Below are 15,501 nucleotides of genomic sequence, written 5' to 3'. Positions count from 1 at the left end.
TTGAGGTTCGCAGTTCCAGGTTTCATGTCAGACAGGTCCTTGCCAACATGAAACCTGGAACTTGAAACTACAATTTTTTTTATAAAACCAAATCCGGGTTGCCGGGTCCGAAGTGCTTGAGCATGACAATCGGATCAGTCGAAGACAGGTTTGTAATCTGCACACCTTCCATCGCGGCACGTTCACTCACGAAGAACTCGTCGTTGGTCAGCTGGCCGTACCGGATCAGGGCCGGGGTCTCAATGTCCCACACGCCCATCTTGCCGTGGCCCTGCATCATGATTAAGCCGTAGGCGGCACTGTCTTTGATGGTTACTGTGGCACCCGGCATAACGGTAAGTTCCTTCGCGCTGAACGCTTCGTTTTTGTAGCATACCCAGTTCTCGATGTAGCCTTCAGCCTGCATCTCGTCAACGGATCGTACTGGCTTGGGAGCCATAAAGCGGTTAGCCATCATATTGGGGTCCGTATTCAGTTCCCAATCCAATACTTCCATGAGTTGGTCGTAATCGCCGATGCGGTCTTTTGGGGTGCCATTCCAGAGCAGTTCTTCCGGAATAATGGCCTCGTTTACCAGCGACTGGTACATGGCAAATACGTCGGACGCTTTCTGGGGTTCGTACGTACACATACTACCCGGCGCGTGCAGGAGACCGGGAGGCACATCCCAACCCGTGCCCGGCTCCAGCCGGTAGGCCTGCGAGTAGTTGGTAATCTTATTGTCGCCCTTGGTGAAGTTCACCAGACACTCACGGACTTGCTCTTTGGTAGTTCCCGGTGTAATACCGAAGAAGGTATACGGGAAATCACCCCCGTGGTTATTCAGTTGGGGAGGGAAATAGTAGGCTTCCGGCTTGCCCAACTGACCAATTTTAGCGGCCTCTTCATCGTTGTGGTGAACGTGATGCGGCAGCGGTCCCATGTTATCGAAAAACTTGGAGTACATCGGCCAGCTCTGGTACTGATTCCACAGCCGGTCGCCGATGATAGCGCCTTTCAATTCGTCTATTGCATCCTTCAGCAAAAATTGCACTTCTTTACCGCCATCGTTGAATACAATGGCACTCAACCCCTCGTTTTCGCCGGTGAGCGGACCGTTTTTGGCGGGGGTGGTAGAAGACAACCAGCGCTCGTCTATACCGCCCCGGTTGCCGCCGAGTACATAATAATCATCGGGGTGGAGCTTAATACGCCGGCCGGGTACGCAGAACGAGCGGGGCACCCAGGTTGGGGCCAGACGCAAAATACCCTTGCCCTGCTCCAATGCTCGTTCGGCTAAACTTACTTTTTCAACTGTTTCCATCGAGGCTGTACTGGTTTATGAATTCTAAGTTGGTTTTACAAAATCCTGAATAGCGTCCGGCGTATGCAACACCTCCACCGTAAGGTTGTAGGTGCGGCTTTCGCCCGGTGCCAGAAAGATGAGCGACTGCTGCTCCCTAGCTTTGGCCTGGCCGATGGGTGGGTGTGTACCGGGCTCAATGCCGGTGACGTACTCACCCCTGCCCCAGTGCTGCCAGTTGGTGAGCCAGGGTAACTGATCTTTCCGGAACCGCAGCGCCACCGCAATACCAAGATTAGCATTGTGCAACCCGGCGCTGCATTGGCCGTTACCATCGGCCGCCACGTCGATAAACGCTACGGCTTCGCCCCCGCCGGCGTGCTGATCCATCGGCGCGGGGCACTTTTTGAAGGTATTGCCTTCGTTGAAAATGTCAGCGTTCATCCCACCGTCCCGCGCCTGCCATTGACCCTGCCATACAATATCGGTGCCTTCGTCGACCAGCGGCCACCCGAAGTTGAAATGGTAGAGCAGCATGTGCGGAGCCGGCGTATTGGCCCGGTTGATGACCTCATCCTGAATGCGGATGTACGGCTGGCCGAGCGTTCCGGATATGGTTCGTCTTAACTCCAGACTGGGGCCAAACACGCGGGTTTCCCGCATGCGGCCCGTAATGCTCATATCCAGCTTACCCGCTGCCGGGTCGGGCTGGATAATGGATTCGATTTCGGCCGGAATATTGCTGATCTGGCCGTGAATACCCCGCTCCCCAAATTCATCGGATTCGGGTCCGCCCACGTGGGTAAGGCCGCAGGTCGTCAGCAATCCTCCGTAGAACGTACGGAGCCAATCGATGCCCTTATCCGAGAAGGGCTGGGGCGAGGTAACACCGACATGACTTAGCCAGGCCAGACTGTGCTGGTTATAAAAGGCGTCGGCAATATCCATCGCCCGGTCCAAAACGACTTTGTACCGCAACCCGGTCCCCGTGTTGATCCAGGCAATGCGGGTACCCCGGCCCGGCCCATTGTCCAGTTCGGCGGTTTCGATGCCCCCGAGCTGGGCTGTATTACTGATTTTGTCGCGCCAGGTTTGATGACTCAAATCGGTGCCTGTGCTATTCATTGTTGAGATTCAGGAATGGTGGTTGGATAAAGGCGGAAAGGTCAGCTTACGCACCGACTCCGTGTTTCTGACACATCTGCCGGATGAATTTTAATCCATTTTCGGCAATGTCCCAGGGCGGAGAATATTCCCGCCAGACCCCGATGGCGTTGGCGAAATCAGGGTCATTCCGGGAAAAGGCCTCAATGGTGAGCCAGTCTCGATAGTCGATCTGCGCCAGGGCGGCAAACGCATCATCCCACAGCACCATACCGTCGCCGGGCGTACCCCGGTCGTTTTCGCTGATGTGAACGTGGACCAGCACCGGCGCAATGGTTTGTAATGCCCTGGCGTAACTCTTCTCTTCGACATTGGCATGGTGCGTGTCAAACATGGCCCGCACATTGGGGTGATCGGCCGCCCGGACCAGCCGCAGCAACTGCTCCATGGTGTTACACAGGTAAGTCTCAAAGCGGTTGAGCGCTTCCAGCCCCAGCACCACATCGGCCTGCGCGGCATATTCACCGGCAGCATGGAGTACCTCGGCCCCCCAGTTGTATTCATCATCCTGGGGAGCACGACTGGCAAATACCGCGTGGGCCGAGTGAATCGGTCCGCAAAGAAGCTGCGAACCCAGATCGTGGGTCCGGTCAATTTCCCATTTAAGCCGGTCGAGCGCTTTGGCCCGTACAGCTGCCGAATCACTGATTGGATTTTCGTCCTTGCCCACTACCGACACACAGGTAACACCCAGGCCGAGGTCTCTGGTATGCTGACCTACGCGCTTATAAGCCGGCTCATCCGGTGACCCGACAAAATACTCGACGCCATCGTAGCCGATGGTTTTAAGTCGTTCAATAATGGGAAATAAATCATCAGAAATGACGGCCGACCAGGCCAGGACGTTGAATCCTATCTTGTTCATTGACTGTGCTTAACTGGTGGATACGAAATGATATTCGGGTCAGGGGTTATTTACGGGATAACCCCTGATCCAGTTCTTTCAGCATAATATTTCGGTACTGCACCTTCATGGGTGGCCCTACGTGAACCTGCACACCCAGCAACCCTTTGGCGCTTGCGTTGGCGGGGTCCTCGTCGGTGACATCACTCATGAGCTTGCCGTTGATATAATGTTGCAGGCGGTTGCCCTTGGCAATGAGGTGAAACGTGTTCCAGTCACCGGTTTTCACGTTAGCCCGTAGCGAATCGGCATTACCCAGCGACTCAACCACCGTCAGGCCGTTCCAGGCGTTCCGGCTTACGTTTGCCCGGATGGCCTCAGGGGTATTGGCACCGCTCTGGTTTACAATTTTGGTTTTCTGTCCGATATAAGCCAGCGTGGTGCGCTTGCGTTCTTCGTAGTTTTGACCGGTATAGCGGTTCCGGCCGTCAATGTCGGCCTGGTAGCCGCGCAGAGCAAACGGAATATCCGTCAGCTGCTCACTACGATAGTTGATTCCCGAGTTACCTGCTTCGGTAATTTGAAACTCGCCCTTCAGTTCAAAGTCGCCCGGTTCGCCACCGCGCCAGATAATGAAGGAGTTCGTCTTCAGCGGTTTGTCGGGCGTGATTTCACCCACCAGGGACCCGTTTTCGACGCGCCAGTAAGTAGGATCGCCGTCCCAGCCCTTCAGGCTTTTGCCGTCAAAAATCTGCACAAAGCCGTCATTCTTTGCCTTCCTGCTCTGAGCCATACAGGAGGTACTGATGCTGCCGGCCGCTATAACCGCCAGCACCAGTCCAAGCTGAATAAATATACGATTCGTCTTTTTCAACATTGATAAATCTGTTTTGCAGCTGTGCCTTTATTTTCCTTTTCCGGCGTCGGCCGTTGCCCGGTACACTTCATGATTCTGGTTACCGCCGGATTTCAGATAGGCCATCAAATCGCGCAATTCATTTGCATTCAGGCTATTGATGAGTCCAGGCAGCATGATCGATACGTTTGAAAGCGAGGTAGCGGCCACATCTTTCTTCAGCAGCTTCTTCAGCTGTTCCGGCGAAAAGGGGTTCTGTGAAACCGAGTACGACGTTTTGTCTTCGTTCACCAGTCGGCCTACCACCGTCTGGCCATTTTTCAGCTTAAACGTAGTAGCCGCGTACTGATCAGAAACGGCTTTGTTCGGATCAATAATGGCCTCCAGAATGTCTTTGTTGGAGAACCGGGTTCCCAGTTGCGTCAGGTCCGGACCAATATCCGATCCCTCGCCCCGCATGGCATGGCAACGGCTGCACAGGATAGCCGAGTAAATTTTCTTACCCGTCTCGAAATCGCGGTTTTTCAGGCCCGTATCAACGGCGGCTACGGCATCGTCGAGCTGCCAGCGCCGGCCCGGTCCTTTGGGAGCGTAGCTGAGGGCAATGTCGTTTCCTGAACTGGTCAGCAGCTCGGCACCCGACATTTTGTTATACTTATCAAATTGGTCTTTCGGGACGTGAGCTAGTGCCAGCTTGCGAGCGCGGTCGACAAAGCCGACGTAGCTGCGGCCACCCTGGTACTTGAAGGCGTTGGCAAACCAGCTAAAGTATTTGTTCCGCTGTTCCGGCGTCCAGCCGGTTGCCTTGCGGCTCAGCATGTTTGCATACCAGGTTTGCTGGGCAGGGGGCATTTTTTCCAGCATTTTGGCGATATCCAGACCGTATTGCGGGTTACGCATGATCAGCTCGCTGGATGCCGTAGCGGTTTCGCCACCGGCAATTTCGCGGTCGGCCGGCTGATCCATCAGGTTCAGCGTCTTGGCAATCACCTGCGGGTCTTCGATTCCTACCAGCATTTTACACAAAGCTCGGTTCAGGTTATTTGTTTTGGCCGGATAGCTCGGATTCAGGAAGGCACCCAGCTGCGCCGACAGTTGGGCAGTGGGCCGGCCCATCCGAACAATTATCAGTTCCATGGCCCGGAGAATATCCAGCTGCTCCTGCTCAGAAAGCTGTTTGAAGGTGGGCACCATCAGGTTGGTCAGCATCTGATCCCGCTGCGCGGTAGCGCTTGAGTCGCTGTGGTGTACCAGGGCGATCATGGCCTGCGAAACGGCCCGTGGGTCTTTTTCCGCGAGGGCTTTATCTTTCCACTCGCTGACGGGCTGATGCTCAACGGCGACGCGGGCTGCGTACTGCACAAACCGGTCCGGGTGCTTCAGGTACGGCCAGGCAGCCGCCACCGCTCCGGCTTTAGGACCACCGCTGTGGTAGGCCTCCAGGCTGGTTCTGATTTTGTGGGCCTCCGGCAGCACCGGCATAGCCGTGGTTGATACGGTCTTGCCCGGTCCGTCGTAGTATACCCGGTACAGGTCAGACTCCAGCCGGCGGCCGCCCGTCAGGAAGTACAAAGCACCGTCGGGACCAATAGTGCCGTCGGTCAGTGGCAGCGACAGGCCCGACAGGAATTCTTCGTGCTGGCCCGCATAGGTTGAGCCGGACGGCTTCAGGTGAATGGCGTGTACGATCCCGAAGCTCCAGTCGAAGGCCAGCAGTGTGTGCTGGTATTTCTCGGGGAAGCGGCCCCGGTTTATGTAAATCAGGTTCGTAGGCGAGCCCTGACCGATGTTCACGATCGCGGGCAGATTGTCGGGGTAGGTCGGCGACCACTTGCCGTTACCCGTCCGCCAGCCGAACTCGCTGCCGCTGGTAGCGTGGGTGATGCGGGTGGGGCGGTACCAGGGCAGACCAAAATCCCATTCCATATCAGCATCGTAAACGAACAGGTCACCGGCTTCGTTAAACGCCATATCGAATGCATTGCGGTAGCCGGCGCTGATCAGTTCCCACCGCTTGCCTTCCGGGTCCAGATTAGCGATCCAGCCGCCGGGGGCCATCCGGTTGTTGGCGTGGCCGCGGGGGTCCTTAATCTGCGGGAACAGGTTATCTTCCTTCCAGACGGGCGGTAACCGGTACGCATCCATTTTAGGTACATCGGTATGGTTACCCGCAATCACATACAGCGATTTCTTATCGGGCGACAACAGGATGCTGTGCGGGCCGTGTTCGCCTTCGCCCACCAGTTCTTTCAGCAGGGTAATTTTATCGTATTTATCATCGCCGTTGGTATCCTGCAACCGGTACAGACCACTGGGTTTGGAGAACCGGTTGTTGGCCCGGTTGTTCACCATCACATACAGGCTGTTAAAAGCATGCAATAACCCCTGAGCGTAGCCCATACCACCTACCGAGCTGGTATCGCTGCCAATAACCAGCTTTTCAACAACGGGCTGCGCCGAACCGGAGCCAATCGCCGGAAGCTGCAACCGGAACAAGGCGCCGTACTGGTCGGAGGCAATCATGCGGCCTTTGTCGTCGAACGTCATCGACACCCAGGAACCGTTCTGGCTCTCCGACGGACTGTAGAGATGTTCGGCTTTAAAACCAGCCGGCAGTTTCAGTTTATCGACTTTTGTTTCCGGCGGAGAGTTCAGGTTTTGATTTACGTCCGGCAGACTGTTCCAGGCACCGAGCAGGGTCATCAGACCCAGAACCGGCAGTATTTTTAGATTTAAAAAGGTCGACTTCATTGGTTTGTCTGAAGGGTACAGCGTTTAAGAAACTTTTTGGTGCAGGACTCTTTACAGAAGAAAGGTAAAGGGGCGGGAGTTATAACACTTAAACCGGAAAAAATAATTTTATTTTCATAAGGCCGGCTGGTTCCCCACTCATACGACTCTGTAAAACAGGCCGGCTTCGGGTTGAAGCCGGCCTGAACGATTTTCTAGAAATGCGGAGTTAACGCAGCCTCTACCGCCGGCAAGGGATAATAATCCTCCAAATTGGTAAAGGCGTTCGGCGGAGGCACAGCTCCCTTCGGAAAGTAATAATCCTGCGGATTGGCTTTGATGCGGGCCCCGTACGCCGTAATGACGTCTTTCACCCGGCCGGTCCGGACCAGATCATACCAGCGCTTATTCTCAAACGCCAGTTCTACGCGACGCTCCCGATAAATGGCATCTCTCATCGCAGCCTGCGAAGCCGCCGTAGTGGCGGCCAGCCCGGCCCGGCTCCGCACCTGATTCAGGTACGGAACAGCCTCGCCCGTCTTACCCTGCTCATTCAGCGCTTCGGCCAGGAACAACAGCACCTCCGCGTAGCGGTAAATCGGCCAGTTCTGACCCGTGTTGTTGTGCTGCGCGTGTGTCCGGGCATATTTCTTAATATACGGGTACGTTTTGTTTTCCCGTAAACTCTGGCTCAGGGTGACGGAACCGATCGAAATGTCTTTACGCTTGTCGCCCGGCTCGTAGGCGGCAATAAGGTCCGGTGTCGGAATGTTGTTGTTCTCGCCTGAGATGGCCTGCGGGTTCGACGTACCGGTGATGGGCTTTAATTCCTCGGCGGTAATCGGCGTTGGTATAAACCGGTAGATCTGGTTTCCATTAAGGCCGGCAGCGCCTTCCAGGTACTGGACCTCAAAAACCGACTCCCGGTTGTTCTTGTTGCCCGAGGTAGTCGAGAACGCATCATTATAATCCGCCATGAGCGAGTACTCCCCGCTGGCCACGATTTCCGCCAGGAGTTTTTCGGCCTCAGCCCACTTCTTCTGAACCATATACAGATTGGCCAGTGCCGTTCTGGCGGCACCGGATGTAGCCCGGCCAGCCTCCTGTTTCGATTTTACCGGCAGCAGTTTTACCCCTTCCAAAAGATCCTTCTCCACCTGATTGTACAAGTCGGCCGTCGTCGCCAGGGGTGATGCCGCTTCTTCGCGGTTCGCTACCGGCGTCAGGTGCATAGGTGCTTTGCCGAATAGCCGGGCCAGCTGGAAGTACGCAAACCCACGGAGAAAATGGGCCTGTCCTTTCAGGTTGTTCTTCGATTCGGCACCAGCAGCGCCACTAAACTCTACTTTATCGATCACCGACAGCACCTGGTTGGCCCGGGCGATGATCTGATAATTCAGGCGGTACATATTGAGTACAATCGTGTTGGCGGTGAGGCCACCGGCGTTCAGAATCGCAAAATCGGCGATGTTCTGGGTGTTTTCCACCGCCCCGAACAGGACGTTGCGGGCGTAATAGGTATTATCGGAGTGCATCTCCTCCATCGCCCAGGCCGCTTCGTTGTACATAGCCCGTAGGGGTACATACGTAGCGTTCACGGCCTGCACAAAATCAGCCTCTTTGGTAAAGAACGTGGCTGAACTTAACGCAGTCTGAGGAATTACGGTCAGGAACTTATCATTATTGCAACTCGTCACGGCCAAACCGATCAGACTCGCCAGTATGATTTTCTTTTTCATTCTGTAGTCGAATAAGGATGAAAAAATGGATTAGCAATTAAAAATTCAGGTTTACACCAATGGTGTAGGTCCGCGGCACCGGGTAGTTGGAGAAGTCAACTCCCTGGCTCAGGTTACCGCCATCGCCCTCGCCGTTAGCCTGGGCACTGGTCTCCGGATTAGGGCCACCCCAGTATTTCGTGAATACATAGACCTGCTGGGCCGAGGCAAACACCCTGGCCGAATTAAAGAATTTGTTCAGCGCGCCGAAGGTATAACCCAGCGTGATGTTTTTAATGGTAAAGAAGGAGGCATCGGCCAGGAACTGGGTACTGTTCCAGTCGCGCTCGATCCCGGTGAAGTTACCACCACCGTTGGTCGCTCCAAACTGGCCTGCACCCGGCGTAATCACGTTACCCTTGCTGTCGACCCGGAAGCGGTCTTTTACACCGGCCACCATGTTGAATACAGCATCCAGGTTAGCCGTACTGTACAGGTGACGAACCCATAACTGGTTGCCGTATGAGCCGGAACCCGTAACGGACAGATCCCAGTTACCGTAGCGCAGGTCGTTGACAATACCGTAGGTAAATTTCGGGAAGGGGTTCCCGATGATGGTCCGGTCGTCGAAATCACCGCCGTAGGTAATCACGCCGTCGCCGTTGATATCTCTCAGCTTGATGGTCCCTACCGCCGAACGACCCGGGATGATGGGCGAGTTTTTGAGCTCTTCGGCGGTCATGTAATAACCTTCTTTCAACATACCGTAGAACTGGCCAAAGGGTTTGCCGACCTGCGTAATGTGGAAGGTACCATATACCCGGTCGATGCCCGGTGCCAGCGCAACAACCTGGTTGCGGTTGAATGAGATGTTGGCGTTGGTATTCCACTTCAGCTTACCGGTGGTATTGCGGGTGTTCAGCGCAAACTCATGACCCCAGAACTTAATCTCACCAATATTGTCGTTGAAGTTGCCAAAACCCGACTCCTGCGCCAGTTGCACGGCATACAGCAGGTTGGTAGTCCGTTTGTTATAAAAGTCGTAGGTAAACTGAATGCGATCGTTCAGCAAGCCCAGGTCCAGGCCCAGGTCAAGCTGCCTGGTGGTCTCCCAGCCCAGGTTGGGGTTGGCAATGGAGGTAACCACCGCTCCCGGCGCTACCGTACCGCCAAAAGCCGCGTTGACCGTGTTGTTCACCAGGGCGTACTGAGTGTAGTTACCGATATTGTTGTTACCAATGACCCCGTAGCTGGCGCGCAGCTTGGCAAACGAAACCGGCGTAATGGCCTTCATAAAGTCCTCGTCGGAAACCACCCACCCGACGGAAGCCGACGGGAATGTACCCCAGCGGTTGTTGGCCCCGAAACGGGACGAACCGTCGGTCCGGATAGAGGCCGTAAACAGGTATTTACCTTTATAGTTATACGTCAAGCGCGACAGGTAAGACAACAGACTCCATTGGTTTACCCCGTTGGTGGTACCGCCCCGGTTTACATTGAGCGCACCCTGGATGGTTGGCAACCGGTCATCCGCGTAGGTATCGGCCTGAATCCGGGTAACCTCCTGGCTGAAACGCTGCTGCGTAAAACCGGCCAGCAGTTCAAAATTATGGTTGTCATTGAACGTGCGGGTATAGGTCGCCAGGTTCTCATTAAGCCAGGAGATGTCTTCCCTGTTCTGCCGGATCGATACGGCCAGCGTTGGAATGGGCACGTTAATGGCGCTGGTAGCCGTCGACGGGTTGAAGAAAAAGAACCGGGAGTTCATGTATTCCACGTTCATGGTCGACTTCAGCGAGAGGCCCCGGATCGGCGAGTACTGAACGTACGCATTGGCCAGCAGGTTGGTGTTCTTGGTCTCGTTGGTCAGTTCGTTGGCGGCTCTCACCCAGTTCGGATAAGCAAAGATATTTCCGGTACTGCCCGGAAACCGGTTAAACAGCGTCAGCTGGCCCTTATCGTCGCGGATCGGCATGACCGGCCAGGTATGCAGGGCGTTGAACAGAATGCCCGTACCGCGGTCGCCATCGGTCCGGGGGGTGTTGTCGTACACATAGGAGGGCGCTACGTTGAACCCGACGGTTATCTTATCCGACAGGTTGTAGTTTGAGTTCATCCGCAGCGAATACCGCTTGTACTTGTTGTTGATGACAACCCCATCCTGGCTGAAGATACCCGCCACCAACGACGTATTCGAGCGTTCGGTATTGTTGGAGACGCTCAGGTTATAGCTCTGAATGGGCGCATCGCGCATAACGGCATCGTACCAGTCGTTGTCTTTGTTGGCCCAGCTTGCCGGGTCCTTGAACTCATCCGGTACCGCCTGACCCTGATCTTCGTAGTACTCTTTCTTGAACTGCGCAAACTCCTGGGCATTCAGCATTTTGATGCGACCCCGCTGGGGCACCTGCTGCACCCCGCCGAAGGCATTGAAGCTGATGTTGGTGCGGCCGACTTTCCCTTTTTTGGTGGTGATCAGCACGACGCCGTTGGCCGCCCGCGAGCCGTAAAGCGAGGTAGACGACGCATCTTTCAGGATCGAAATGTCTTCAATCTCATCGGGGTTCAGCTGCGCAATGTTTCCCGTAATCGGAAAACCATCGACCACGTACAGAGGATCGCTCCCGGCGGATACCGACACCTGGCCGCGAATCCGGATGCTGATGCCCTGCCCCGGCTTACCGGTGGTCTGGTTGATCTGCACCCCGGCCAGCCGGCCCTGTAGTTTCTGGCCCACCTGCGACACGGGCAGGTCTTTGATCTCCTGGGCACTCACCGTTTGCACCGCACCGGTTACTTCTTTCTTTACCTGGCTACCGTAACCCACCACCACTACCTCGGCCAGCGATTTGGTATCGGCTACCAGTTGCACATTGATGGTTGTCTGCCGGCCAACCGGAATTTCCTGTGTGGTGAACCCGATGGACGAAAACACCAGCGTTCCTCTGGCCTCAGGAATCGTCAGCGTATAATTCCCGGCGCTGTTGGTCGATGTACCCGTGGTCGTTCCTTTCAGCACCACACTTACGCCGGGCAGACCCTGACCGGCATCATCCGTTACTTTACCACTGACGGTTACGGCCACGTTATGCTCCACTGACGGAGCCAACGAACTGGTTGGCTCGCTAATCCTGGGGGTATTGTGCTGCAGCAGAATGCGATTTGAAACAACCTGATAGGAAATCTGCAGCGGCTGCAGCAACTGCTCCAGGGCTACCGCCAGCCGCTGATTGGTTAGCTTCAGGGTAATCTTCCGGTCAGTTTTGATCTGTTCTTTGCTGTAGACGAACTTCACATTGGCCTGCTGCTCCACTTTTTGCAGCACCACCTTCAGACTTTGTCCCTCTACGCTCAGGCTAATATTACGGTCCATAATTTCCTGTCCCCGGCTGGGGCTGGCAAACCCTACAGCAACAAACAGACAGGCAAAAGCTACTTGAACAACTGACACTTTCATGAGCATGTACAGCTTGGCGTACAATTGTAGTTGTCGCGACTCGTTCATAATGTTAGGAATGTTTTTTTGTGAGAAAAAAGACAGAATGCCCGTAACGCATCTGTGGCAGGATGATACTTGTTAGGGGCAGTAATCCGGCAGCCGGCGGTGGTGGTACACTGTCGGCTGTTTTTTTTAGTAGGTTCTTTTTTAAGCCATCGGCAGCAGCGGGGTTTAACGTTTAGGGATCAGGTTAGGTAAAGAAAATTCATAAAGTACAACCCGGTCCGTTGACCAGGATACGGGTACCCCTTACCTCGTAAGAGGCCCCCACGGATTTACAGATTAAGGTTAATTTATCATCGAGGGACAGATCCGACAGATCACCGCTGAACGAACAGCTGTCCAGGTTCTCCGTCGCCCGGATGATCTCAATGCCGTAGCCTTTCTCCAGTCCACCGAAAACCTGCGTCAGTGGAGTATCGTTGTAGACAAAGGTTGGCGTCAGGTCGGCTGGTGTAATCAGTACCGGCTTCTCCACCAGGCCGGGAATCAGGTGATTGTTGTCGGGAAAGAAAACGACCTTCTGATTAGGCGTCAGAATGACGCCCTGGAGTTTGGAGATCATAGGGTCCGACAGCTTTCCGCTGGGCCGGCTTTTCTGCCCGTACACCGACACCTTACCGGTTTTCACTTCTACCTCTACCGCTTCGCACCGGGCTTTCCCTTCTGTTTTCACCCAGAAGCTTGTACCCAGCACCTGCGCTACGGCCCCACCGCAATAAACGAAGAAAGGCTTTTTTGCATTTTTGGTAACTTCAAAGAAAGCATCGCCTACGAGTTCGACCTCCCGCCGGTAGCTGCCAAACGGAGCCGGAAACGAAAGCCGGCTGCCGGGCGTCAGCAGAACGGTGCTGTTGTCTTCGAGGGTAAGCAACCGGTTTCGGCCCGTAGTATTCTGAACGCGCTGAACCGATTGAGAATTACTGAATACCGCAGCGGGTTGAGCAGGTCGCTCTGCAGTTGCCTCTTTGGGAACGAAGTTGATGCGGTTCCAGCCCCAGCCCAATAGCAGGAGTAAGACTATCGATGCAGCCATTCCGACCCAGTACAGATACCGTTTTCCGAAGGCCAGTTCGGGGCTTACAGCCACAGGCTGAGAGGCTGTTAACTGCACCGTTTGGCTGATCCGCTGCCACATACGATCACGAACAGCCTGTTTATCGAGGTTCGCTGGTTCACTGTTCGTTTCACCAGCGATAGCCTTATACCATCGATCAACCTGCCGGATTTCTTCCGCCGTACAGGTACCCTGTACATACCGTTCCAGCAGCTTCTGAAACTCAGGCTTGGTCATGGCGAAAAAAAGTTATGGGTTCAGGAATTTACCTGCTCCAGCCAGCCCGGCCTGCGTTAGCTTCCGGGCCGGCCGACTGAAGCCGTTCTAACAGGAAGTCGGGCAACCTGGGGTAAATCCTAAATACGAACTAAAAATTATTGGAAAAATCAAATTAAACTTAAACGATACACCGATCTTTCTTTGGAAAGTTATAGAGCTGTTTTAAACGGCACCTGCTCAGAACAGGTAACTGCATAAAAAAGACGGAGCTGTCAGCACGATACCTTTCAGGTATAGTCGCAATGTTTTCAGGGATTTAGTCAGGTGATACTCAACAGCTTTGTCGGTGACCTGAAAATGCGAAGCGATCCGGCTGACAGGCCAGCCTTCTATCCGGCTGAGCACGAATATGTTACGCGTTTTTTCGGGCAGGGTATTCAGGCCCTGCTCCAGGCAGGTTCGCAGGGTATCGTACGTCGTCTCTTCCTCGGTAGTGGTCTCCTCCTGCGCAGTAAAGGCCTGGTAATGGTCAAGGTACCGGTCCTGCACCACTTGCGCCCGGATTAAGTCGATAATCGAATATTTGAGCGCCCGGAACAGGTAATTTTCCAGCTTGCCAATTTGCAGGTTCTCCCGGCGCTCCCAAAGCTGAATAAACAACTCCTGTACAATCTCTTCGGCCACCTCCCTATTTTTCAACCGGGCCAGCGCGGTCTGATACAAAGGATACCAGTACGTTTTGTAGATTTGGGCAAATGCCTGCGGGTTACCCCGCTGAAGAGACATCAGCAGTTCTTTTTCCGATAGGATCGAAAAATCATGCATACCCGTTGGTGGATAAACGTGTAACTGAATGGGTTAATTTTCAGTATACAGTTCACCAGGCCTGACCTTAGTGAACCGGTAGCATCATCATAGTTTTCAATGAAGCAAACTAAGGCGGTTTTTTCCGCATTCTATCCTGCACTGTCTGTGCTTTCATAAAAATTACCAGACAAAATAGCTTTTCTCCCAGCCTTTGACGGCCTAACCGCTGTACTGCGCTAGGGTAGCCCTGAGGGAGTCAGTGAAGGCCTGTACCAGACTGGCCGGTTGTAGTACTTTGAGGTGTTCGCCATAGCTGCGGAGGTGCATCAGCAGGTCGCGGTTGGGAGCCAGCCGCAGCCGTACCACACACTCGGTATCCGTGTCGCACAGCACCTCCTGCGACTGGTGAATGGGCTTAGCCTTGACGTACCGTCCAAACAGCGGGGTAAACTGCAGTACAATTTCCTCGACCGGCCCGCTACTGTCGGTAACGCCGTAGATATGCTCGAACAGTTCGCTGACACTTGTCAGCACCGACGGTGGCACATCGCAAGGGTCATCCGTAATCTCAAGATCACTCATACGATCCAGGGCAAAGGTCTTTTCGCGCCCGCCGGCGGCATCGTAGCCGATCACGTACCAGCTATCCGCCCATTCGCGCAGCAGAATCGGATGCAGCGTACGGAGTTTAGGCCGCTCTGGTTCGGCCGCGCTCTTTTCGTGTTTGCTGTACCGGAACTGCACCTGGCGGTTCTGGCTGATGGCCCGGATCAGCACTGGCACATAATGCCGGTTGCCGCCCAGAACGCGCTCTTCGACGTACACTACCTTGCGGGGCAGGCCCTGCGCCTGATCGTCGCTTTTCACCTCCCGGATAATGTCGAGGCTCTGCCGGACCCGCTGCAGGGCGTTATCCAGTTCATTGGCCAGTGAGGTTCCCTGCGTGGCTGCCAGCACCTCGCGGGCCTGCTCCAAAGCGTCCATATCGTCGGGGGTAAGCATCAGTTTCAGCAGCCGGAACTGCGGGTCGGTATAGTAGTAGCCGTTGCTCCGTTTGTCGTAGGCAATGGGCGCGTCGTGGTCTTCGCGCAGCCGCTGAATGTCTTTTTCCAGCGACGAAACGGACCGGATACCGCATTGGTCCTGCAGGAGTTCAAACAGCCTCTGTTTGGAATATCGGCGCGGGTAGCGGCTGATGATTTCATCGATGAGCCGGTAACGCTGAAAGGCGGAACGGGTGATGGGCATGGGTGGCTGGCAGTTTGCAGTTCACAGTAGATCGTTAGGGCTTGTTCTCAGATTTAGATCCCACAGTGTCTGCGGAC

Annotated in this window: 10 protein-coding genes; all 10 read right to left on the bottom strand. The window is 54.7% G+C overall.

What is annotated here, in order from left to right; translation table 11 throughout:
* Positions 1 to 79 precede the first annotated feature (79 nt).
* On the bottom strand, positions 80 to 1,303 hold the full coding sequence (locus ABD949_RS08815) for a class I mannose-6-phosphate isomerase (RefSeq protein ID WP_345242614.1): 1,224 nt from the start codon (positions 1,301 to 1,303) through the stop codon (positions 80 to 82).
* Between the two features lie 24 nt (positions 1,304 to 1,327).
* Complete coding sequence (locus ABD949_RS08810) at positions 1,328 to 2,386, bottom strand: aldose 1-epimerase family protein (RefSeq protein ID WP_345242613.1); 1,059 nt, start codon at positions 2,384 to 2,386, stop codon at positions 1,328 to 1,330.
* A 67-nt stretch (positions 2,387 to 2,453) separates the two neighbouring features.
* A complete protein-coding gene (locus tag ABD949_RS08805) occupies positions 2,454 to 3,311 on the bottom strand; it encodes a sugar phosphate isomerase/epimerase family protein (RefSeq protein ID WP_345242612.1) in 858 nt (285 codons plus the stop codon).
* Positions 3,312 to 3,357: 46 nt separating this feature from the next.
* Complete coding sequence (locus ABD949_RS08800) at positions 3,358 to 4,167, bottom strand: 3-keto-disaccharide hydrolase (protein ID WP_345242611.1); 810 nt, start codon at positions 4,165 to 4,167, stop codon at positions 3,358 to 3,360.
* Between the two features lie 27 nt (positions 4,168 to 4,194).
* Positions 4,195 to 6,897 (bottom strand): c-type cytochrome, encoded by a 2,703-nt coding sequence (locus tag ABD949_RS08795; RefSeq protein ID WP_345242609.1) that lies wholly within the window; start codon positions 6,895 to 6,897, stop codon positions 4,195 to 4,197.
* Between the two features lie 194 nt (positions 6,898 to 7,091).
* Positions 7,092 to 8,615: a RagB/SusD family nutrient uptake outer membrane protein gene (locus ABD949_RS08790; RefSeq protein ID WP_345242607.1), complete on the bottom strand. Its 1,524-nt coding sequence runs from the start codon at positions 8,613 to 8,615 to the stop codon at positions 7,092 to 7,094.
* A gap of 37 nt (positions 8,616 to 8,652) precedes the next feature.
* The gene (locus tag ABD949_RS08785) at positions 8,653 to 12,099 is read right to left on the bottom strand and encodes a TonB-dependent receptor (protein WP_345242605.1); all 3,447 of its coding nucleotides are present in this window, start codon (positions 12,097 to 12,099) and stop codon (positions 8,653 to 8,655) included.
* Between the two features lie 199 nt (positions 12,100 to 12,298).
* On the bottom strand, positions 12,299 to 13,387 hold the full coding sequence (locus ABD949_RS08780; RefSeq protein ID WP_345242603.1) for a FecR family protein: 1,089 nt from the start codon (positions 13,385 to 13,387) through the stop codon (positions 12,299 to 12,301).
* A 219-nt stretch (positions 13,388 to 13,606) separates the two neighbouring features.
* Complete coding sequence (locus ABD949_RS08775) at positions 13,607 to 14,194, bottom strand: RNA polymerase sigma factor (RefSeq protein WP_345242602.1); 588 nt, start codon at positions 14,192 to 14,194, stop codon at positions 13,607 to 13,609.
* Between the two features lie 201 nt (positions 14,195 to 14,395).
* Positions 14,396 to 15,424: a helix-turn-helix transcriptional regulator gene (locus ABD949_RS08770; RefSeq protein WP_345242600.1), complete on the bottom strand. Its 1,029-nt coding sequence runs from the start codon at positions 15,422 to 15,424 to the stop codon at positions 14,396 to 14,398.
* Positions 15,425 to 15,501 lie beyond the last annotated feature (77 nt).

Origin of the sequence: Nibrella saemangeumensis (assembly GCF_039541915.1) — a bacterium.
Classification (GTDB): Bacteria; Bacteroidota; Bacteroidia; order Cytophagales; family Spirosomataceae; genus Nibrella; species Nibrella saemangeumensis.
Note: the sequence above shows the minus strand (reverse complement) of the source record. Positions and strands in the feature narration are given on the sequence as shown.

Excerpts from the sequence above, each read along its gene's own strand:
- ABD949_RS08795 (WP_345242609.1), bottom strand. The coding sequence starts at position 6,897 with ATGAAGTCGACCTTTTTAAATCTAAAAATACTGCCGGTTCTGGGTCTG.
- ABD949_RS08800 (WP_345242611.1), bottom strand. The coding sequence starts at position 4,167 with ATGTTGAAAAAGACGAATCGTATATTTATTCAGCTTGGACTGGTGCTG.
- ABD949_RS08785 (WP_345242605.1), bottom strand. The coding sequence starts at position 12,099 with ATGAACGAGTCGCGACAACTACAATTGTACGCCAAGCTGTACATGCTC.
- ABD949_RS08805 (WP_345242612.1), bottom strand. The coding sequence starts at position 3,311 with ATGAACAAGATAGGATTCAACGTCCTGGCCTGGTCGGCCGTCATTTCT.
- ABD949_RS08775 (WP_345242602.1), bottom strand. The coding sequence starts at position 14,194 with ATGCATGATTTTTCGATCCTATCGGAAAAAGAACTGCTGATGTCTCTT.
- ABD949_RS08770 (WP_345242600.1), bottom strand. The coding sequence starts at position 15,424 with ATGCCCATCACCCGTTCCGCCTTTCAGCGTTACCGGCTCATCGATGAA.
- ABD949_RS08790 (WP_345242607.1), bottom strand. The coding sequence starts at position 8,615 with ATGAAAAAGAAAATCATACTGGCGAGTCTGATCGGTTTGGCCGTGACG.
- ABD949_RS08780 (WP_345242603.1), bottom strand. The coding sequence starts at position 13,387 with ATGACCAAGCCTGAGTTTCAGAAGCTGCTGGAACGGTATGTACAGGGT.
- ABD949_RS08815 (WP_345242614.1), bottom strand. The coding sequence starts at position 1,303 with ATGGAAACAGTTGAAAAAGTAAGTTTAGCCGAACGAGCATTGGAGCAG.